Raw genomic sequence first — 19,464 nt, forward strand, 5'->3', positions numbered from 1 at the left:
GTTCTAATCGGTTGATTTGCCGGATTTTTCCTCGGCGCTTTCTGTCAAATCCTGGCCGTCATCTGACCGGTCGCCACCGGCAAGCCTGAAGATCATCGGCGAGGTGCGCAGGAGCCAGACAAAGCGGCGGCGCTGACTGGCCGGCACCGCCCCCCGGCGCGACATGCGCAGCGCAATGAACAGCACGAGAGCCAGATGCAGACTGGCCGTATAGATGAAGAAAGCCGCCGGTCCGAAGGCCCCCATTAAAAGGGATGCAATAAACGGCCCGATCATGGCGCCACATCCAAAGGACAGGGTCAGCCCGGCCGCGACATCGACGAATTGTCCGGGAGCTGCATGATCATTGGCATGGGCGGCCGACAGGGAATAAAGCGGCAGGGCAAATCCACCGAACAGGAAAACGCCCAGAAACAGCGTGGTTTCGCTGATGGCCTGTGCGATCAACAGACATGACAGCCCTGCCGCAACCGTGAAGGCAATCAGGACCAGACGCCGGTCGACCCGATCCGACATCCACCCCGCCGGGTACTGAAAGAGCGCGCCCGCCAACACCCAGAAAGCAATGAAAGCGGCAACCGTTTCCAGATCCAGGCCGATGGATTCGGCATAGACCGGTCCCACCATGCGGAATGCCCCGTTTGTCAGCCCGATGGTGAAGATGCCGACAATGGCGACCGGCGACACGCGCCAGAGCATCAGGGGATTGACCAGCCGGGCCGGCGGTGCGGGCGGGTTGCCTTCGCTGGCGAGCGAAATCGGCACCAGTGCCAGGCAATACAGGATGGCGAGCACGATCAGGATGTCGGTGCCGGTCGCTCCGAACACCGGCAGCAGAAACTGTCCTCCCATCACGGCGGACATGTCGACAATCCGGTAAACGGAAAGAATCCGGCCGCGGGACGCGTTGGAGGCAATCGCATTCAGCCAGCTCTCCAGCACCATCGCCGTGCCGCAAAAGGCGGCACCGCTGACGAGCCGCGCGCCCATCCACAGCCACCCGGTCGGCAGGAAGGCAATCGCTAGAATGGAGATTGCGCTGACGGAAGCCAGTGCCGCGAAAACCCGGATATGGCCAGCCCGGGCGATCAGAAACGGTGTCAGCAGTACACCGAAAATCAGACCGGCGAAATAGAGTGAGCCGAGCAGACCGATGCTGGAATCGGGCAGACCTTCCGCACGCGCCCTGACGGCAATCATGGTCATGGCAAGACCGTTGGCGCCAAGCAGACAGGCTGCGCCGGCCAGCAGCGGCGAGATGCGCCCCGTCAGCGAACGCTGCGCAACAGGTGATGTGGGCTGTGCCATAGGACTTCTTCTTGTGGTGTGCGGCTGCTCGGTTTCGGGTGTCAGGCGGAGCGGCCCCGTGATAGGCGATACCATCGTTCCCGCATTCAACGAGAAAATCAATGTCGCTGCGAAACTGGATCCTGCTTGTTGTTCTTGGTGCCATCTGGGGCGGGGCATTTCTGTTTGCCAAGGTCGCCGTTGCCGAGATCCCGCCATTCGTGTTGGTTTTCCTGCGGGTTTTCATTGCCTGCACGACGCTGATGATCGTTCTCTGGCATCAGGGACTGCTGGATCATCTTGAGTGGCGGCTGGCCGGACCGTTCCTTGTCATGGGTCTGCTGAACAACGCGGTCCCCTTCTCGCTGCTGTTTCTCGGCCAGACTGTCATCGGCGCAGGTCTGGCGTCCATCCTGAACGCCACCACTCCGATTTTCACCGTTGTTGTTGCGGGTCTTCTTGTTCGCCAGGAAAGCCTGGACATGCACAAGATTGCCGGCGTTCTGCTTGGTGTGGCCGGCGTTGCCGTGATGCTGTCGAGCAGTCTTTCCGGGCTGGCGACGGACCCGCTCTGGGCCCAGCTCTGCTGCCTGGACGCAGCGATTTCCTATGCCTGTGCCGCGACCTTCGCCAGGCGCTTCAGAACTCTGCCGACCCAGGTCGCCGCCACGGGACAGCTCCTCGGCTCAAGTCTGATCATGCTGCCTGTAGCCCTCTTTACAGCATCCGACTGGTCACCCTTTGACACCAGCCTGGTCGCCTGGAGCAATGTGATCGCGCTCGGGATCCTGGCAACCGCGCTTGCCTATCTGATCTACTTCCGGCTCCTCAGCGACGCCGGCGCCACCAATGCGTCGCTGGTCACGCTGCTGGTGCCGGCAAGCGCGCTCTTTTTCGGCTGGCTGATTCTCGGCGAAAATCTCAGTCCGCTGCAGCTTGCCGGGTTCGGTGTGTTGCTGGCGGGCCTTGTCGTGCTCGACGGCCGCCTGTTCAAACGGAAAGTAACGGAAACGGCATGAGCAAACCCCGGCGGCAGTGAGCCGCCGCCGGGAAGTCTCATGACCCTAGAACGTCAGGGCCTTGACCTGCTTGACGTGGGACACTGTTTCCAGCCGCGTCATGATCTCCTGCGACACGGCCCCATCCACTTCCACTAGACAGATCGCGTCATCGCCTGGCGCCAGCCGTCCGAGGTGGAACGTGGCGATGTTGACGCCGTTGTTGCCGAGTTCCATGCCCAGATGACCGATGAAGCCGGGCTTGTCCTCATTGGTGATGTAGAGCATGTGAGACCCGAGTTCGGCCTCCATGTTGATGCCCTTCACCTGGATGATGCGCGGCTTGCCATCGGCAAAGACGGTTCCAGCAACAGAGCGCTCCTGGCGTTCCGTCATCACCGTCAGGCGGATATAGGTTTCATAAGCGCCCTGCTTCTCCCGACGGATTTCCTCGATCTTCATGCCCCGTTCCTTTGCAAGGATCGGCGCGGAGACCATGTTCACGGTTTGCAAAAGGGGCGTCAGCAGACCGGTGAGCGCAGCCGCCGTCAGGGCCTGGACATTCATTTCGGCAACGGCACCGGCATATTCCAGTCGGACCCCTTCAATGCCTGTTTCGGTCAGCTGACCCGCAAACGATCCAAGCTGTTCGGCAAGGCGCACGAACGGCGCAAGCTTGGGCGCTTCCTCGGCAGTGATCGACGGCATGTTGAGCGCATTGCGGACCGCTCCGTCGAGCAGGTAGTCGCACATCTGTTCGGCGACCTGAAGCGCGACATTTTCCTGGGCTTCCGCGGTCGAGGCGCCGAGATGCGGGGTCGAGACGAAGTTCGGAGCCCCGAAGAGCACGTTGTCCTTCGCCGGTTCCTCGACAAAGACGTCGAAAGCCGCTCCGGCCAGTTTGCCTTCCTCCAGGGCTGCCCGTACAGCCGCCTCGTCGGCAAGGCCGCCGCGCGCGCAGTTGATCAGGTAGACGCCCTTGCGCATCTTGGCAATCGAATCCGCATTGATGATGTTGCGGGTCTTGTCGGTCAGCGGCGTGTGCAGCGTGATGAAGTCAGACCGGCTGAAGAGCCCGTCCAGCTCGACCTTTTCGACACCGAGCGCCACAGCCCGTTCCGGGGTCAGGAACGGATCATAGGCAATCACCTTCATCCTGAGGCCGATGGCGCGGTCGGCAACAATGGAGCCGATGTTGCCGCAGCCGACCAGACCCAGCGTCTTGCCAGTCAGTTCCCGGCCCATGAACCGGGATTTCTCCCATTTGCCGGCCTGGGTCGAGGCATCTGCCGCCGGGATCTGGCGGGCGGCCGCCATCATCATAGAGATTGCATGTTCGGCCGTCGTGATGGCATTGCCGAAAGGCGTGTTCATCACGATGATGCCGCGCGCGGTTGCCTTCGGAATATCGACATTGTCGACCCCGATGCCAGCCCGGCCGATGACCTTGAGATTGTCGGCGGCCGCAATCACCTTCTCGGTGACCTTGGTGGCCGAGCGAATGGCCAGACCATCATACTGGCCGATGATTTCCAGCAGCTTTTCCTTGTCCTTGCCGACATCCGGCAGGAAATCCACATCAACGCCGCGGTCCTTGAAGATCTGGACGGCCGCATCCGACAACTTGTCTGAAATCAGTACCTTGGGTGCCATGAAAGCATCTCCCTTTATACGAAGAACGCTCCGGGCAGCAGGCCGCCCGGAAGAAGAATCCTGTTTGGGGAAGTGTCTCAGGCAGCCTGAGGCAGTTTCGCTTTTTCGCTCTGGAACGCCCAGTCCAGCCAGGCTGTCAGGGCTGCGAGATCCGAAGCTTCAATGGTTGCCCCTGCCCAGATCCGAAGACCGGACGGAGCGTCCCGATAGGCGCCGATGTCATAGGCGACGCCTTCGGCATCAAGCGCACTGACCATGCCTTTCGCGAACGCCGCCTGGTCGTCGGCCGACAGCGTCCGGACGCCCGCATCCGTTACCTTCAGGCAGACGGACGTGTTCGACATGGTGTTCGGGTCGACAGCCAGGAAATCCACCCAGTCGGTTCGTTCAACCCAGTCGGACAGCACCTTGAGATTGGCATCCGCTCGACCGCGCAACGCGTCGAGACCGCCAAGTCCGTCGGCCCATTTCAGGGCATCGAGATAATCCTCGACGCAGAGCATGGACGGGGTGTTGATGGTCTCGCCGCGGAACACTCCTTCGATCAGCTTGCCACCCTTGGTCAGGCGGAAAATCTTCGGCAGCGGCCAGCTCGGCGTATAGCTTTCCAGACGCTCGACGGCGCGCGGGCTCAGGATCAGGACACCGTGGGCCGCTTCTCCGCCCAGGACCTTCTGCCAGGAGAAGGTCACCACGTCGAGCTTGTCGAAATCGAGATCCTGGGCGAACGCGGCGGAGGTTGCATCGCAGATGGTCAGGCCTTCCCGGTCGGCCGGGATCCAGTCGCCATTCGGCACCCGCACACCCGACGTCGTACCGTTCCAGGTGAAAACCACGTCCCTGGAAAAGTCGACGGCAGCAAGATCCGGCAGTTCGCCATAAGGCGCTTCCAGAACCCGCGCATCGTCGAGCTTGAGCTGCTTGATCACGTCCGTCACCCAGCCGGAGCCGAAGCTTTCCCAGGCCAGCATGTCAACGCCGCGCGCGCCCAGCAGGGACCAGAGCGCCATTTCAACGGCACCGGTGTCGGAGGCCGGCACAATGCCGATCCGGTAGTTTTCCGGCACCTGAAGAACCTTGCGGGTCAGGTCGATGGCTTCGGCCAGTTTGGCCTTGCCCGGTTTGGCGCGGTGGGAGCGGCCCAAAGGTGTACCAGCAAGCTGATCGAGAGACCAGCCGGGGCGCTTGGAACAGGGACCGGACGAAAAATTGGGATTGGCCGGACGCACGTCCGGCTTTGCGGTAAGCTCAGTCATATCTGTCTACCCTCGCAGATAGTAGCCCCTCGTTGGGGAGGGGTGGCCCACCTATGGGGATAGCTCAACACCCGCCATTACGCAAGGAAATCGGACCAGCGCGCCCGGAAAGATGCGAAGAGAACTGCTATTCGGCCCTCAGTCTGGCAGGATCTGGCCCGGGCGCTGGCTCCAGAGTTCGACGCTGATCACGCCGGTCTCCGACACGTTGAGCACCGAAATGGAACCGGTTGCCATTTTTGCGTTTTCCTTTGGAATCCCAAGTTCTTCCGCGACCAATTTGAAGATGCCATTGCTCGACACGATCACCGCATCCCCCTCCTCGCGGCCGGCGATGACCCTGCCAATCAGGCCCGCCCAGTTCGCCTTGATCCGGTCGAGTGAAGGTGACCAGTTGAAGCCGTCGGGCCAGACGTTTCGCTTCTGCCAGCCGTCAATGGCCTCGCTGCCATGATCGGCCCGGATGTCGTCGTTGGACCGCCCTTCCCAGGTGCCGTAGTCGATTTCCCGAAGTTCCTCGCAGACGTGGCACCGGTCTGGCGAAAGGCCGAACAATTCATTGATCTCCTCGGCTGACTGCACTGTGCGCTTCAGGGGACCGAAATAGAGCGCTCCGGGTGCAGCGCCCAGGAACTTCAGTGCTTTACCGACGGCTTTGGCCTGCGCGCGCCCTTCAGGTGTCAGGTCCAGATCCGTGCGAGCTCCAACCCACACGACCTTGTCACCGGGGCCAAAGGTATTGCCGTGCCGGACAAGAAAAATCCTCATGCGCCGACGAGCTCCCCTTCCCGGTCGATAATCTGTTCGGTGAGTTCGATGTCGCCCTTGTTGTCGACGGAGGCATGCGTACGGCCGCGGTAGTCAACAAGGGTGACCCTCACCACCAGCCCGTTTTCCAGGGCGCGCAGCTGCTCCAGGCCTTCCGTGCGTTCCAGCAGCGATTCCTGCAGGCCGACATAGGCCTTCAGCCCGGCCCGCGTGTAGCCGTAAAGCCCGATGTGCCGGTGAACCGATGCAGCATCTTTTTTCCGGAGGTAAGGAATGACCTGTTTGGAGAAATAGAGCGCGTTTTTCTTGCCATCAAAAACAACTGTGGTGCCGCTCGACGGGTTGTCCTTCTTGTGCTCCATGAAGGCTGCCAGGGCATTGTCATCCAGCCGGACGGCGGGCGTGACGATGTCGAACCGGTCGGCGCTGTCAAATTCCTCGACCATGGCTTCCAGAACCCAGGGCGGTGTCAGCAATGCATCGCCCTGAAAGTTGATGATCGCCTCTTCCTGTATGTCCGCCGCGGCCAGCGCGGCATAGGTCCGCTCGGTGCCATTGCGGCAGCTCTCCGGTGTCAGCACGGCTTCGGCGCCGAAGGATGCAGCATGATCGACAATGCGCTGGTCTTCTGTGGCGATCACCACGCGGGAGCAACCTTCGACGGCCTTCGCAATCCGCCAGACGCGCTCCAGCATGCTCATGCCGCGGATTTCCAGAAGAGGCTTCCCCGGAAGCCGGCCCGACCCGTAGCGGGCCGGTATCACGATTGCTGCTGTCATGTATTTCTGCCTTCGAACAAAATCTTCAAACACTTCCGGTAATGGTCCGGTCCGCGGAACGGGGCGGCCGGCCGATGCCCCTGAGATACCCGTGCCGTTTCAAAACTCATCACACGCAGCAGCCAGACTGTTTCGCAAATCCTGAAGACGCCGTCCTGGATACTCCGTCCGGCCACCTGCTGATATCCGGCAAGGAACCTGCGATACTTTTCCTTATTTGACCGGAACAAACCGTCTTCGCCACATTCTGTCCAGTACTTGAGTTTCACCAGGTCGAATTCCGGCGGACCGATCTGGAGATTGTCCCAGTCGATAAACCGGATCTCCCCGTCGGACGCAATGATATTGAATGGCTGCAAATCATTGTGATTGAGGCAGAAGCCGCTGACCTGCGAAACAGCCTCTTCCCGCAAAGCCTGCCAGGGGATCGTCAGTCCGAGCCGTGCAGCGATCGTTTCGCCCTTCGTGCAAATCTGATCCAGCCAGTCGCCTCCGTCCTGCCAGGGATCGTTGAACGAGATCCTGAAGCGTGGAAAGCCGGATACATGCAATTCGGCGAGCGCTTTGCCGATGCTCTCGAAATGGTCTCTCGTTGTGCTGGCAACCAGTTCCCCGCTCACCCATTCCTGCAACAGCCAGGGAAAGGGTACAAGCTCTCGCGAACCATCCTGGAAGAACACCTTCGGCAACAATGTGCAGCGAGAGTTCTTAACGGGTTGTCCAATCGCGCCGAGACACTGATCAAGGACAGTCTCGTTGTCGGTCGAAATACCGCCCTTCTTTTCAGAAGCGAGAAAATTCGCTGCCAGGGTTTCCTTGATCAGGTTGTGTTCGTAAGCGAACAGGTTCTCCCGCAAACGGACCCGCAACGCATAGTCCTGAGAACCGATGCGAATCCGGAACACGTCATTGATCGCTCCCCCAATTGTGGCAACCAGTTCCATGGAGCATGCGGCTTCAGGTCCCAGGGCACGGTTGACGATGGCTTTGAGATCTTCGGCATCCAGGCTCATTCAACGGCCTCTGACCGCAAGTCGAAGGATGGTTTCATTCTGGGTCTGAGGCGCATTCGGTTGTTCCGGCCAACGATCATCCTGCCGTTTCTACTGAAACGCCGACGCATTTCAAAAACAAAAAAGGCCGGTCTCCAGACCGGCCTTTCTGTTTTCAGATCCTGTTGGATCAGAAGTTGCTCGTGATCGGGCCCTGCGGTTCGTAATATGTTGGAGCCGAAGTAGTGTTAAAGTTGTAGCGTGCACCGAGGCGGAACTCATGCGCAGTCAGATCTTCCCATCTTTCTCGCGTACCACCCGAACCAACGCCAACAAGCTTAACGCTCTTGGCTTCGCCGAGATTCTTGTACCGGTAGCCGGCGTCAAGGCTCCAATTAGGCGTGAACGCATATTCAGCACCTGCCATCAGCGCCCAAGCAAAGTTCCATTGGCCGTTATCCCCGTCATAAGTCGGGCTTGAGCCATCCGGGTTAAATGACTTTTTGTTGCTGGTGTTCACATATGCAGCGCCAATACCGGCCCCTACGTAGGGCGTGATCCGATTCCAGGTACCAACATCTACATAGGCGTTTAGCATCACAGTCCAGACATCTATGTCAGCCTGCTCTTTCGAGAACTGCCCTGCTGTTGCACAGCCCACGCAAGGAGCATAACCAGTTGCCGTCGCACGTGTCTCATAGTCCAACGTCAGGTCGGTACGGAAGTAATCGTTGAATTGGTAGCCAACACCAACGCCGATCATCCAGGCATTATCCATGCTTTCCCGCTCATAACGCAGATCACCGATCACAGGATCGTTGAAGCTACCGCTTGGGTCGCTATAGATTTTGTATCCGATATCACCGCGCAAATAGAATCCGCCAGCCGCAGCCGGAGCAATCGGCACGTGCTCGATGACCGGAGTTGGCAAGTCCGCAGCGTAGCCCGCAGTGGAAAGCACAACAGCAAAGCCGGTCAAAGACAAACGCTTAAAGAAATTGTCCATGTCCTCGTCCTCTTCCAGTGAGCGTCCGCTTCAACCAATGGTCGGACACATCAAACTTGAAAGCATACTGACGAGAATTCATTAATTGTGACTTAACTCTGTTCCTTAACCGCGTTTTTTTACCTTAAGGAAAGCTTAACAACGCGACTTTGAGCACAAGGGAATAAAGCCACCGCATCGGACGACGGCCCTACAATTCGAGCGGAAGAAAATCAGGCCGCAGCGCTGGCAACCACGCCGGCAATGTCATTGACGACCTGCTTGACGAGATCGGCATCGTCTCCTTCCGCCATCACGCGGATCAAGGGTTCGGTCCCCGATGCCCGGATCACCAGACGTCCCGACGTGCCCAGACGAGCCTCGCCATCTTCAATGGCGGATTTGACCAGATCCTGCTCCAGCGGCAGTCCGCCCTTGTAGCGCACGTTCTTCAGGATCTGCGGCACCGGCTCAAATCTCTTGCAGACTTCCGAAACCGGACGGTCCTGATCCTTGACGCAGGCCAGCACCTGCAGCGCGGCAATCAGCCCGTCGCCGGTGGTGGCAAAATCCGACAGGACGATATGCCCGGACTGCTCGCCGCCGACATTGTAGCCGTTTGCACGCATGTGCTCGACCACGTAACGGTCGCCCACCTTGGTGCGGGCAAGGCCAAGCCCCAGTTCCTGCAAGTAGCGCTCAAGCCCGAGATTGGACATGACGGTTGCCACGATACCGGGCGCCGACAGCCGGTCATGGGCCTGCCAGGACTGCGCCACCACGGCCATCAGCTGGTCACCGTCAATGACCGTGCCGTTCTCGTCCACGATGATCACGCGGTCAGCGTCTCCATCCAGTGCAATGCCGATATCGGCCCGGACTTCGTGCACCTTGCGCGACAGGGCATCGGTCGACGTGGAACCGCAATCCTTGTTGATGTTGTAGCCGTCCGGGGAGACCCCCATGGAAATCACATCCGCCCCGAGTTCCCAAAGGGCTTCCGGAGCCACCTTGTAGGCTGCTCCATTGGCGCAGTCGATAACCACCCGGAGGCCTTCCAGGCTCATTTCCCGCGGCAGGGTGCGTTTGGCAAATTCGATATAGCGCTGCTGTGCACCGTCGATGCGCTTGGCACGGCCAAGTTCACGTGTCCCGGCAAGCAGCGGTGTCATGTCGCTTTCGACCATGTCTTCGATGGTCTTTTCAATCTCGTCGCTGAGCTTGAAGCCGTCCGGACCGAAAAACTTGATGCCATTGTCCTGGAACGGATTGTGGGACGCGGAAATCATCACGCCGAGATCCGTGCGCAGCGAGCGTGTCAGCATGGCAACAGCGGGTGTCGGCATTGGTCCCAGCAGAAACACATCCATACCCACGGACGTGAACCCGGCGACCAGCGCCGTCTCCAGCATGTACCCCGAGAGCCGGGTGTCCTTGCCGATCACCACGCGATGACGGTGCCCGCCATTCTTGAACACCAGCCCGGCCGCCATGCCCACCTTGAGAGCCATCTCAGCGGTCATGGGATATTTGTTCGCCTGACCGCGGATACCGTCGGTGCCGAAAAACTTGCGCATCAATTATGCCTGTCTGAAGTGTTTGTCTTGCGCCTATTTAAGCGCAAACGCGGGCGCTCACGATTCAAAATATGTGAGCAATTGTTACTATTCACTAACGACTGAACGGTTCCCGAACGAAAGATGCCCGGTCATGACCGGGCATCTGTCAGATCGTTCAATGTCACGCAGATCAGGACGGCTGCGGTTCCATGCCGCCGCTGGCTTCGTCGCCACCGCGCTTGGCACCAGCGGTCGGAACAGCTGACGAGCGTCCGATCGGCTGGTCGTCGTCGGTGTCGCGCACCGGCGGCTTGCCGTTCAAGAGGTCCTTGATTTCGTCGCCGGACAGCGTTTCGTATTCCAGCAGGCCCTTGGCGATCGTGTGCAGTTGATCCTCGTGTTCCGTCAGGATCCTGTGCGCCGTCTCGTAGCCCCGGTCGACATAGGCCTTGATTTCCTCGTCGATCATCTTCTGGGTCACACCGGAGATATTCTGCTGGCGCGCCACGGAGTGACCAAGGAAAACCTCTTCCTGGTTCTCCCCATAGGAGATCAGCCCGAGTTTCTCGGACATGCCCCACTGCGTGACCATCGCACGCGCGAGACGTGTTGCCATCTGGATATCGCCCGAGGCGCCGGAGGTGACTTTATCGTGTCCGAAGATCTCTTCTTCGGCAACGCGCCCGCCCATGGCTACCGCAAGGTCCGCGTAACACTTCGCGCGGGTCAGGGACACCTGGTCCTTCTCCGGCAGCCGCATCACCATGCCAAGCGCACGGCCGCGCGGAATGATGGTTGCCTTGTGGATAGGATCGGACGCCTCCTGGTGGAGTGCCACCAGAGCGTGACCGGCCTCATGATAGGCGGTGAGCTTCTTTTCTTCTTCGCTCATCACCAGGGTGCGGCGTTCAGCACCCATCATGACCTTGTCCTTGGCGTCCTCGAACTCGGCCATCGTGACCAGCCGCTTCGACCGCCGAGCCGCCAGCAATGCCGCTTCGTTGACGAGGTTCATCAGGTCCGCGCCGGAAAAGCCCGGGGTGCCGCGTGCCAGTGTCTTGACGTCGACATCCGGAGCCAGCGGCACCTTGCGCATATGAACCTTGAGGATCTTTTCACGGCCGGTGATATCCGGGTTCGGAACGACGATCTGGCGGTCGAAACGACCGGGACGCAGCAGCGCCGGATCAAGCACGTCCGGACGGTTCGTGGCGGCGATGATGATGATGCCTTCATTCGGCTCAAAACCATCCATTTCCACCAGCAGCTGGTTGAGCGTCTGCTCGCGTTCGTCATTGCCGCCGCCAAGGCCGGCGCCGCGATGACGGCCGACCGCATCGATTTCGTCGATGAAGATGATGCAAGGTGCGTTTTTCTTGGCCTGTTCGAACATGTCGCGGACGCGGGACGCACCCACACCGACAAACATTTCAACGAAGTCGGAACCTGAAATCGTGAAGAACGGCACATTGGCTTCGCCGGCAACGGCACGCGCCGTCAGCGTTTTACCGGTGCCCGGAGGGCCCACAAGCAGAACGCCGCGCGGAATGCGGCCGCCCAGGCGCTGGAATTTCTGCGGGTCACGCAGAAACTCAACGATTTCCTGCAAATCTTCCTTGGCTTCGTCGATACCTGCGACGTCTTCAAAGGTCACGCGGCCATGCGCTTCGGTCAGAAGCTTGGCCTTGGACTTGCCGAAGCCCATCGCCTTGCCACCGGAGCCCTGCATCTGGCGCATCACGAAGATCCAGATGCCGAGGATGATCAGCATCGGCAACCAGGAGAACAGCGCACTCAGCAGAGGTGAACTTTCAGCAGGCGGACGCGCATTGACCAGAACGCCTTTTTCGCGCAGTTCGTTCACATATTGCGCCCCGTCCGGCGCATAGGTCTGGAAGGCACCGCCACTGTTATAGCTGCCGGTAATCTTCTGTTCCTGGATCGTGACTTCCCTGACTTCACCATTGTCGACCTGTTTCATGAAGTCCGAATAGGCAATGTCATTGGTAGCGCCATGCTGCGCAGGGCTTTGGAACAGCTGGAACAGCGCGATCAGCAAAAGTGCGATGATCACCCAAAGAGCGAAGTTGCGAAAATGTGCGTTCATTTCGTTTCCTTAACCGCCCAACGCGACGTTACTAGCGCGCGGTCATATTTTCCTTAGGGCGAAGATAGGTCGCCCGAGGCCCGCTGCCAAGGCGGTGCGCCATAGTTGCGCAGATGCACTGACTATTTTCTTAAGCCCGGACGTCTATCAGATCTTTGAAGCCGGGAAAACTCTAGTTTTCCTCAGCCACGTCTCCATCATCGACATAGTTACCGAGCAATTTAGCGTGAATTGGCAGGCGTTCCAAGGTTATGCCGCCTTCCGGATGACTGGTCCCAGGCTCGAGAAGGGCGGTCAGGGCATGGAGCATCAGCACACGCTCGCCGCACCAGACAACCGGGGCACAGTCGAATGCTGCTTTCGGCCACCCTTTCGGCCAGTCAATTTCTTTTGATGACACGGGCGCATCCGACAGCGGACCGAGCTGAAGCGGGATGCCCGCTGGCTCGTCCGGTTCGCCGACGACCGAGAAGACATAGCGTTTGTCCCAGACACCGCGGCCTTTCAGGCCGACCAACGTTTCCGGCGGCGTTCGCCCCCTTTCCTTCCAGCAACAGACCATCTCGGGTCCTGCCTCGAAAACGGCACCCGCCAGCGTCAGGCGGCAAGGCCGGTCTCCGGACAACATCCGGTTCAATCCGGTCAGACTGCGCAGCCGCGGGCGGGGAGAACTTCCTGTCACGCGGGCTATCATCAAGGTGATGAGCCTCAGGCGGAGCTCCTCGGGGATTGCTCGAAAGACGGAGCGCTCCAGTTTGAGCGGGCCGGCGGCATGTTCCACCAGGTGTTTTTCGGCAAGGTCCTGCAAGGTTGCCTGCAATGCTTCGCCTGCCCTGCGCATATTATCCGCGGTCCGCGCCAGCCGCTCCGCTGTCAGCCCCTCTTGCGCCAGCAGCGCGAGAACAGACCTCAGCCGGCTTCTCTTGTATCGGTCATCTTCATTGGACGGATCGGTGCACCAAGTCCTGCCGCGCGCCGTCAGGCTGGCTTCCAGGCGCGTCTTTTCGATGGTCAGCAACGGTCGCAACAACCTCACCCCCCCGGACCGCTGGTGTCATCAGCCGCCATGGCACTCAGTCCGGCAACCCCGCTGCCACGGGTCAGACGATCGAGAAAGGTCTCCGCCTGGTCAACGAGATGGTGTCCCAGAAGCAACGCCTCGGCGCCGGATTTTGCCATGTGACCTGCCATCAGGCGATATCGGGCAAGGCGCGCTTCTTCTTGCAGATTATGGTCCGGTTTCACACCGGTCCAGCGCAGGATTGCGCAGTCCAGCCCCTGCTCTTCAGCACATGTGGCAACAAAGGCAGCTTCCGCGCCACTTTCCGGCCTCAGGCCATGATCGACACAAAGCACTTCAAGCTGACCAGACCAGGCCGAGCGTTGTTTCCATTCGGCAAGCAGCGTCATGAGGCACAGAGAATCCGCACCACCAGAGACGGCAACAGCCAGACGGGAAAATCGTTTCAGATTGAAAAAGAGGGCATCAACCACGTCATCCGGGAGCCCTTCAGGCTCAACCGGACCATCAGGAACACTGGGCACGGCGGCGTTCGTCCCTTGCCTGGGACAGAACGGCAGGCGCGGCATTCGGAAACTTGTTCAGGAGTTCGGAGAATGTGGCACAGGCGGCTTCACCTTCGCCAAGCCCGCGCAATGACACGCCAAGCTTCAGCAGACTGTCCGGGCTTTTGGAATTGCCGGGATGGTCCGTATAGGTCTTCAGAAAGGCGTCGGCCGCCTCGCGATAATTCTGCTGGGCAAGAAGGCTTTCGCCCAGCCAGTATTGCGCGTTGGCCGCCAGCTGATCGTCAGGATAACTCTCCAGAAAGGTCCGGAAGCCGTCTTCCGCACCGACATAATCGCCGTTCACGGCAAGCGAATACGCGCTGTCGTAGTCAGATTGCGGATCTCCGCTGCCGATTACGCTCGCGATCTGGTCATCGTCGAGCGTCAGGCCCGGATCGGCCGCCAGGTCCTGGCCTGTGCCCGGAACAGTTTCCAGGCCCTTGGCCAGGGCCGACAGATCGATCGGCCCGTCCGTTGGCAGGCTGTTGTCATAACCGCCCGACTGGTCCCAGGTGGCATCACCCGAGCCATCGGCCGGCAAGGTGGCAAGCCCGCCATTGGGTGCCGCCAGCGTGCCGGATCGCGGCACGCCGTTCGCATCAAGACCCGGAGCGCCCGAACCGGGCGCAAGATCGGATCTTTTCCCAGGAGTACCGCCTTCCAGCTGCTGGAACCGGTATTCGTTGTCTTCCTGCATGCGCCGCATCTGGTCCTGCATTTCACGTAGCTGGAAAGACAATTGCTCGATCTGGCCGGTCAGCACCCGGATCCGCTCTTCCAGCTGGCTGATCCGCACGGCAGACTCGTCGTTGCGGCGGCCAAACAACTGGGCTTCGGATGGTGTGGCGGTGGCGATCATCACCAGCGCCAGTAGGAGACCTGCCAGTCCCTTGAAATGTTGCATTCGCTCCTCCGGTTGGGGGGATCTGTTCGCGACATGCCTGCAGATCCTTCCGCATGATGTCTTATCATGACCGGTTTTCTACTCAAGTGCACAGAGCGCTTCGACTTCGGCTAAATTTTGGCGTGGATTGGCGAAACAGCAGAGATTTTCGCCTTCAAACCGTTCGGCATGGAAAATAGACACAAAAAGGCCGGGCACATGGCCCGGCCTCAAATTCCTCGGATGGCTCCGATCAGTTGGTTGCGTTGTTCAGCACCGTAACCGCGCGCCGGTTTTGTGACCAGCAGCTGTTGTCGTTGCAGACCGCCACCGGGCGCTCCTTGCCATAAGAGATGGTACGGATCCGCGAAGCATTCACGCCTTGTGAGACCAGGTAATCGCGGGCAGCCTGCGCACGCCGCGCCCCCAGCGCAATATTGTACTGGCGCGTACCGCGTTCATCGGCATGACCTTCCACGGTGATCGTGTATTGCGAATAACGGCTCAGCCATTTGGCCTGGCTCGCAAGTGTTGTCTGACCTTGCGCGTTCAGCACCGACTGGTCTTCCTCGAAGAAGACGCGGTCACCCACATTGACGACAAAGTCCTGACCCGTGCCGGGTTTCACGTTGCTCGTCGGCCCGTCGGTCCTCGTCTGGGCACACGCGGCCACGAACATCACGGCGAAACAGACCGCAATCCATCGCGCGCCAGCCGCGGCATTTACTCGTTTGAACATTCCTGTCTCCATAATCCCCAGCCCCGCAAACCCTGGTTCCGGACCACCCGGTTCTTGGTAAACGCTTTCTAGCCAAAACCGGTAAAAAACGTCTTTTCAAAGATGGTTAGCGAAAGCTTAACACGGCACGCCCAAACGCCGTGCCGTGCTTGTCAGATTTCTAGTCAATCAAAGGCGACCAGGACGGGTCCGACGCAAAGGCCGGTGTTTCCAGACGCTGTTCGTTGTAACCCGTCAGATCAACGGTCCAGACCTGCGGTCCGCCGGTTGCACCTGGCGTGTCGCGGAAAAACACCAGGACACGTCCGTTCGGCGACCAGGCAGGTCCCTCGTTGTGGTAGCCCTCGGTCAGGATGCGCTCACCCTTGCCATCCGGACGCATGACACCGATCATGAAGCGGCCCTGATGCTGCTTGGTAAAGGCAATCAGGTCGCCGCGCGGCGACCAAACCGGCGTCGAATACCGTCCCGGACCGAACGAAATCCGCTGCGCCTGCCCGCCATTTGCCCCCATGACGTAAAGCTGCTGCGTACCGCCACGATCGCTTTCAAACACGATCCGGCTTCCGTCGGGCGAATAGGACGGGCTGGTATCGATCGCCGCCGTGTTGGTCAGCCGCGTCGTGCGACGCGAGCGCAGATCCATCTTGAAGATATTCGCATTGCCGCCCTGCTGCAGGCTCATGATGACGCTCTGGCCGTCCGGCGAGAACCGTGGCGCGAAGGTCATTCCCGGGAAGTTGCCGACAATTTCCCGCTGGCCGGTCTCGATATTAAGCAGGTAGACGCTCGGATCGGCGCCGCCATAGGACATGTAGGTGATTTCCTGACTGGTCGGCGAGAAGCGTGGCGTCAGCACCAGATCGTCGCCCCGTGTCAGATACCGGGTATTGGCACCATCCTGGTCCATGATGGCCAGGCGCTTGACGCGTTTGTCCTTGGGGCCGGTCTCGTCGACAAAAACGATGCGGGTGTCGAAATAGCCCTTTTCACCGGTCAGCCGTTCATAGATCGCGTCGGCAATGATATGCGCCAGCCGGCGCCAGTTTTCCGGCGTGGTGTAGAACTGCTGACCGAGCATCTGCTCGGCTGCAAATACATCCCACAGGCGGAACTCTGCGCGCAGACGCCCGTCCGGCTGCTTGATCACCGTACCGGTCACCAGCGCCTGGGCACTGATCTGACGCCAGTCACCAAATCGCGGCGTGGAATTCACACTCATGTTCTTTTGAATGAAACTTGCCGGATCGAGCGGCCTGAACAGCCCGGAACGTTTCAGGTCAGCCGCGATGACATTGGTCATGTCACTGGCCAGCTTGCTGTCTCCCCCCTCAGCGGAAAAGGACGGCAAGGCAATCGGCAGGGGTTCGATGTTGCCCTGCGTGATGTCGATTTCAACAAGGGCAGCTGCCGGGCGCGGCCCGATGGCAACAAGAGCTGCGGCAACTATGGCGGCCCCCAGGACCTTCCGGCCTGCGAGAACAGAAATGTGTTTCAGTATTCCACGCATGAGCAATACAGCTCCCTCATCGACATTGTCCGGTCTGTCCGAACTATCCCCCGATAATCATCTCTCTCGGGTCAAAATTAATTATCACTTCCTGCCAAGCTTCATACTTGGAAATTGGCAGAGAATATGGCTGACAGCGCATGATGGCACGCGTTGCGCTGCTTGCGGCCGCCCGGAAGGCCGGATTGCCGCTTGAATTCAGGATCTCCGGCGCGCCGACGACTTCCCCGCCCTGAGACAGGTTGAACCGCACGCGCACCTTGAGTTCCTCAGCTCCGACCGCACCTACCGGCGGGTTCCAGCATTGGGAGACCTGGCCCCGCAGAGCATCGAGCTCAGACTGGGTCATGCGGATATTCTGCGCCCCGGAACGTGATCCGAGCGAGGCCGGTTGATCGGACGCGTTGCCGGACTGGCGTGCAGGTTCGGTCTTGTTCAAGAGCGCAGCAATATCGTTGCTGTTGAAGTCATCCCGCGGCGGCTCGGGCGAACGGCGTGGCAGCGTCGGTTTCGACCGCGGCGCCACGCTCGTGACGATCGGTTGCGGCGCCGGGGCCGCTTCCTGCTGGGGTTCTGGTTCCGGCGCCGGTTCCGGCTCAGCAGCTGGAGCCGGCTCAGCCGCCGGTACGGGTTCCGGCGCGGGCGCAGGTTCAGGTTCAGGCTCCGGCTCGGCAACAGGGGCTGGCTCGGGAGCAGGCGCCGGCGTTGGTGCGGGCGCAGGTGTTGGCGGCGTTGGCTGTTCCACCTGACTGTCGCCCGGCTTGTCCGCAGGCTGGGGCGGCTCTTCGTCAGGGGTGTCGCTCGGCTGAACGGCTGCCACATCGCGGATCTCTGCGGTTCTTTCGCCGAGCCTCAGCTGCGTGAACTCCTCCACCGGGATCAGGTCGACCGGCAGGGATTCCACTTGCGGCACGGTAAAGCTCTCCGCGTTCGGAAAGGCGATCAAGCCCCAGACCAGAATTGCCGAATGACCGGCCAAAGACGCGATGAGACCAGCGCGCATGACGCGTTACGAGTCCCGTTCTTCCAGAGTGACCAGACCGAGCCTTTTGAACCCGGCCGCGCTTATCCGGCCCATGAGACGCATCATGGTGCCGTAATCCGCATCCTGATCGCCGCGCACATAGATGCGCTCATCGTAGCCGTTCTCGGCAATCGCCTCGAGTTTCGGCACGATTTCCTCGATCGTGATCGGAGTGTCCTGAATGAAGATTTCTCCGCTGGAGTTCACCGAAATCGTGATCGGTTCCGTATCGCCTTCCAGCGCCTTGGCGCGTGTTTCGGGCAGGTCGATCGGCACGCCAACGGTCAGCAGCGGTGCAGCCACCATGAAGATGATCAGGAGCACCAGCATGACGTCGACAAACGGCGTCACGTTGATCTCGCTCATCGGCGCATGCCGCCGCCGACGCCGCCCGCGGCGCCCGCCTGACTGTCCGGACCCGACCTGCATGGCCATGGCTCAGCCCCTCTCGTCGATCTGGCGGGACAGGATCGCCGAAAACTCGTCCGCGAACCCTTCCATGCGGGCCACGGCCTTGCCGACGTCGTTGTTGAACTTGTTGTAGGCAATCACCGCCGGGATGGCCGCCAGCAGGCCAAGGGCCGTCGCGAACAGGGCTTCGGCGATACCCGGAGCGACAACGGCAAGGTTCGTGCTTTCGGAAGCCGCAATCGCCTGGAAGGCTGTCATGATGCCCCAGACCGTGCCGAACAGACCGATGAAAGGTGCCGCCGAGCCGACGGTCGCCAGAATGAGCAAGCGGTTTTCGAGACGCTCGGCCTCCCGCTGTATGGTGACGTCCATGACCCGGTCGATGCGCTGCTGCAGGCTGCCGATCGCCGGGCGCGCCCCTTCATGGCTGCGTTTCCACTCACGCATGGCCGCCACGAACAGCGCCGCCATGGAATGGTTCACGCGGTTATGAAGCGTGTTGTAAAGCTCTTCGAGCGACTGGCCGGACCAGAACACGGTTTCAAACCGGTTCATCTGCCGCCGTGTGCGGCCAATCAGCATGACTTTGTCGACAATAATCGCCCAGCACCAGACCGATGCGGCCAGGAGGCCGATCATGACGAGCTGAACGACGAGATGCGCCTGCCAGAACAGCGCGAAAAACGAAATGCCGCCTTCCGGCGCTGCCAATGTCGATTCGACAAGTGTTTCCATTATTTCAATGACCCCTGGGTCGGCTGTCGCTGGTTGCGTTCAAGGTTGCGAAACGACAGCGAGGAACCGGAATCCTTCGACCGGTTCTCATGACCAGTCGCCTCTCTGACGTTTGAATTTGTCAAAACTGGGACTTTCTGGTCAAAGAACGTCCCCCCTTAAAGGAATCAATTAAGGTTACTGCAAGATTAACGCAGTAAAGTGTATTG

The 19,464-nt window shown here is 60.0% G+C and carries 18 protein-coding genes; 1 reads left to right on the top strand and 17 read right to left on the bottom strand.

The window, feature by feature from the left end; all coding sequences use genetic code 11:
* Nucleotides 1-3: 3 nt before the first annotated feature.
* Nucleotides 4-1,308, bottom strand: coding sequence for an MFS transporter (locus CHH27_RS15795; protein WP_157738953.1), 1,305 nt, complete (start codon nucleotides 1,306-1,308; stop codon nucleotides 4-6).
* A gap of 101 nt (nucleotides 1,309-1,409) precedes the next feature.
* Here CHH27_RS15795 and CHH27_RS15800 point away from each other — a divergent pair, with 101 nt between their 5' ends.
* Complete coding sequence (locus CHH27_RS15800) at nucleotides 1,410-2,306, top strand: DMT family transporter (RefSeq protein WP_094074795.1); 897 nt, start codon at nucleotides 1,410-1,412, stop codon at nucleotides 2,304-2,306.
* A 45-nt stretch (nucleotides 2,307-2,351) separates the two neighbouring features.
* Here CHH27_RS15800 and serA read toward each other — a convergent pair whose 3' ends face one another.
* The 16 genes from serA to tolQ all read right to left on the bottom strand — a co-directional run bounded on the left by serA (nucleotide 2,352) and on the right by tolQ (nucleotide 19,255).
* Nucleotides 2,352-3,938: a phosphoglycerate dehydrogenase gene (gene serA / locus CHH27_RS15805; RefSeq protein WP_094072439.1), complete on the bottom strand. Its 1,587-nt coding sequence runs from the start codon at nucleotides 3,936-3,938 to the stop codon at nucleotides 2,352-2,354.
* Nucleotides 3,939-4,015: 77 nt separating this feature from the next.
* Nucleotides 4,016-5,194: a phosphoserine transaminase gene (locus CHH27_RS15810; RefSeq protein ID WP_094072440.1), complete on the bottom strand. Its 1,179-nt coding sequence runs from the start codon at nucleotides 5,192-5,194 to the stop codon at nucleotides 4,016-4,018.
* A gap of 138 nt (nucleotides 5,195-5,332) precedes the next feature.
* The gene (locus CHH27_RS15815) at nucleotides 5,333-5,962 is read right to left on the bottom strand and encodes a histidine phosphatase family protein (RefSeq protein WP_094072441.1); all 630 of its coding nucleotides are present in this window, start codon (nucleotides 5,960-5,962) and stop codon (nucleotides 5,333-5,335) included.
* On the bottom strand, nucleotides 5,959-6,741 hold the full coding sequence (locus tag CHH27_RS15820) for a 3-deoxy-manno-octulosonate cytidylyltransferase (protein ID WP_094072442.1): 783 nt from the start codon (nucleotides 6,739-6,741) through the stop codon (nucleotides 5,959-5,961). The genes CHH27_RS15815 and CHH27_RS15820 overlap by 4 nt, the downstream gene beginning before the upstream one ends.
* Nucleotides 6,738-7,754: a phosphotransferase family protein gene (locus tag CHH27_RS15825; protein ID WP_094072443.1), complete on the bottom strand. Its 1,017-nt coding sequence runs from the start codon at nucleotides 7,752-7,754 to the stop codon at nucleotides 6,738-6,740. The genes CHH27_RS15820 and CHH27_RS15825 overlap by 4 nt, the downstream gene beginning before the upstream one ends.
* 169 nt (nucleotides 7,755-7,923) lie before the next feature.
* The gene (locus tag CHH27_RS15830; RefSeq protein WP_094072444.1) at nucleotides 7,924-8,739 is read right to left on the bottom strand and encodes an outer membrane protein; all 816 of its coding nucleotides are present in this window, start codon (nucleotides 8,737-8,739) and stop codon (nucleotides 7,924-7,926) included.
* A 212-nt stretch (nucleotides 8,740-8,951) separates the two neighbouring features.
* Entirely contained in the window at nucleotides 8,952-10,295 is a 1,344-nt protein-coding gene (gene glmM / locus CHH27_RS15835; protein ID WP_198338232.1) for a phosphoglucosamine mutase, read from the bottom strand.
* Between the two features lie 172 nt (nucleotides 10,296-10,467).
* A complete protein-coding gene (gene ftsH, locus CHH27_RS15840) occupies nucleotides 10,468-12,384 on the bottom strand; it encodes an ATP-dependent zinc metalloprotease FtsH (protein ID WP_094072446.1) in 1,917 nt (638 codons plus the stop codon).
* A 172-nt stretch (nucleotides 12,385-12,556) separates the two neighbouring features.
* Nucleotides 12,557-13,411 carry an ATP-binding protein gene (locus CHH27_RS15845; protein WP_157738954.1) on the bottom strand — a complete coding sequence of 285 codons (855 nt, stop codon included), beginning with the start codon at nucleotides 13,409-13,411 and terminating at the stop codon, nucleotides 12,557-12,559.
* Nucleotides 13,412-13,416: 5 nt separating this feature from the next.
* Nucleotides 13,417-13,929: a tRNA lysidine(34) synthetase TilS gene (tilS, locus tag CHH27_RS28530; RefSeq protein WP_157738955.1), complete on the bottom strand. Its 513-nt coding sequence runs from the start codon at nucleotides 13,927-13,929 to the stop codon at nucleotides 13,417-13,419.
* Nucleotides 13,913-14,857 carry a tol-pal system protein YbgF gene (gene ybgF, locus CHH27_RS15855; RefSeq protein ID WP_094072449.1) on the bottom strand — a complete coding sequence of 315 codons (945 nt, stop codon included), beginning with the start codon at nucleotides 14,855-14,857 and terminating at the stop codon, nucleotides 13,913-13,915. Before ybgF ends, tilS begins: the two co-directional genes overlap by 17 nt.
* Before the next feature lie 232 nt (nucleotides 14,858-15,089).
* Nucleotides 15,090-15,575, bottom strand: coding sequence for a peptidoglycan-associated lipoprotein Pal (pal, locus tag CHH27_RS15860; RefSeq protein WP_094072450.1), 486 nt, complete (start codon nucleotides 15,573-15,575; stop codon nucleotides 15,090-15,092).
* A 160-nt stretch (nucleotides 15,576-15,735) separates the two neighbouring features.
* On the bottom strand, nucleotides 15,736-17,085 hold the full coding sequence (gene tolB / locus CHH27_RS15865; RefSeq protein ID WP_094072451.1) for a Tol-Pal system beta propeller repeat protein TolB: 1,350 nt from the start codon (nucleotides 17,083-17,085) through the stop codon (nucleotides 15,736-15,738).
* Between the two features lie 43 nt (nucleotides 17,086-17,128).
* Nucleotides 17,129-18,088 (bottom strand): TonB C-terminal domain-containing protein, encoded by a 960-nt coding sequence (locus CHH27_RS15870; RefSeq protein ID WP_094072452.1) that lies wholly within the window; start codon nucleotides 18,086-18,088, stop codon nucleotides 17,129-17,131.
* 6 nt (nucleotides 18,089-18,094) lie between these two features.
* The gene (gene tolR / locus CHH27_RS15875; RefSeq protein ID WP_094072453.1) at nucleotides 18,095-18,544 is read right to left on the bottom strand and encodes a protein TolR; all 450 of its coding nucleotides are present in this window, start codon (nucleotides 18,542-18,544) and stop codon (nucleotides 18,095-18,097) included.
* Between the two features lie 3 nt (nucleotides 18,545-18,547).
* Entirely contained in the window at nucleotides 18,548-19,255 is a 708-nt protein-coding gene (gene tolQ / locus CHH27_RS15880; RefSeq protein ID WP_094072454.1) for a protein TolQ, read from the bottom strand.
* Between the last annotated feature and the right edge of the window lie 209 nt (nucleotides 19,256-19,464).

Origin of the sequence: Labrenzia sp. VG12, assembly GCF_002237595.1 — a bacterium.
Taxonomy (GTDB): Bacteria; Pseudomonadota; Alphaproteobacteria; order Rhizobiales; family Stappiaceae; genus Roseibium.

Excerpts from the sequence above, each read along its gene's own strand:
- CHH27_RS15795 (WP_157738953.1), bottom strand. The coding sequence starts at position 1,308 with ATGGCACAGCCCACATCACCTGTTGCGCAGCGTTCGCTGACGGGGCGC.
- CHH27_RS15800 (WP_094074795.1), top strand. The coding sequence starts at position 1,410 with ATGTCGCTGCGAAACTGGATCCTGCTTGTTGTTCTTGGTGCCATCTGG.
- serA (WP_094072439.1), bottom strand. The coding sequence starts at position 3,938 with ATGGCACCCAAGGTACTGATTTCAGACAAGTTGTCGGATGCGGCCGTC.
- CHH27_RS15810 (WP_094072440.1), bottom strand. The coding sequence starts at position 5,194 with ATGACTGAGCTTACCGCAAAGCCGGACGTGCGTCCGGCCAATCCCAAT.
- CHH27_RS15815 (WP_094072441.1), bottom strand. The coding sequence starts at position 5,962 with ATGAGGATTTTTCTTGTCCGGCACGGCAATACCTTTGGCCCCGGTGAC.
- CHH27_RS15820 (WP_094072442.1), bottom strand. The coding sequence starts at position 6,741 with ATGACAGCAGCAATCGTGATACCGGCCCGCTACGGGTCGGGCCGGCTT.
- CHH27_RS15825 (WP_094072443.1), bottom strand. The coding sequence starts at position 7,754 with ATGAGCCTGGATGCCGAAGATCTCAAAGCCATCGTCAACCGTGCCCTG.
- CHH27_RS15830 (WP_094072444.1), bottom strand. The coding sequence starts at position 8,739 with ATGGACAATTTCTTTAAGCGTTTGTCTTTGACCGGCTTTGCTGTTGTG.
- glmM (WP_198338232.1), bottom strand. The coding sequence starts at position 10,295 with ATGCGCAAGTTTTTCGGCACCGACGGTATCCGCGGTCAGGCGAACAAA.
- ftsH (WP_094072446.1), bottom strand. The coding sequence starts at position 12,384 with ATGAACGCACATTTTCGCAACTTCGCTCTTTGGGTGATCATCGCACTT.
- ybgF (WP_094072449.1), bottom strand. The coding sequence starts at position 14,857 with ATGCAACATTTCAAGGGACTGGCAGGTCTCCTACTGGCGCTGGTGATG.
- pal (WP_094072450.1), bottom strand. The coding sequence starts at position 15,575 with ATGTTCAAACGAGTAAATGCCGCGGCTGGCGCGCGATGGATTGCGGTC.
- tolB (WP_094072451.1), bottom strand. The coding sequence starts at position 17,085 with ATGCGTGGAATACTGAAACACATTTCTGTTCTCGCAGGCCGGAAGGTC.
- CHH27_RS15870 (WP_094072452.1), bottom strand. The coding sequence starts at position 18,088 with ATGCGCGCTGGTCTCATCGCGTCTTTGGCCGGTCATTCGGCAATTCTG.
- tolR (WP_094072453.1), bottom strand. The coding sequence starts at position 18,544 with ATGGCCATGCAGGTCGGGTCCGGACAGTCAGGCGGGCGCCGCGGGCGG.
- tolQ (WP_094072454.1), bottom strand. The coding sequence starts at position 19,255 with ATGGAAACACTTGTCGAATCGACATTGGCAGCGCCGGAAGGCGGCATT.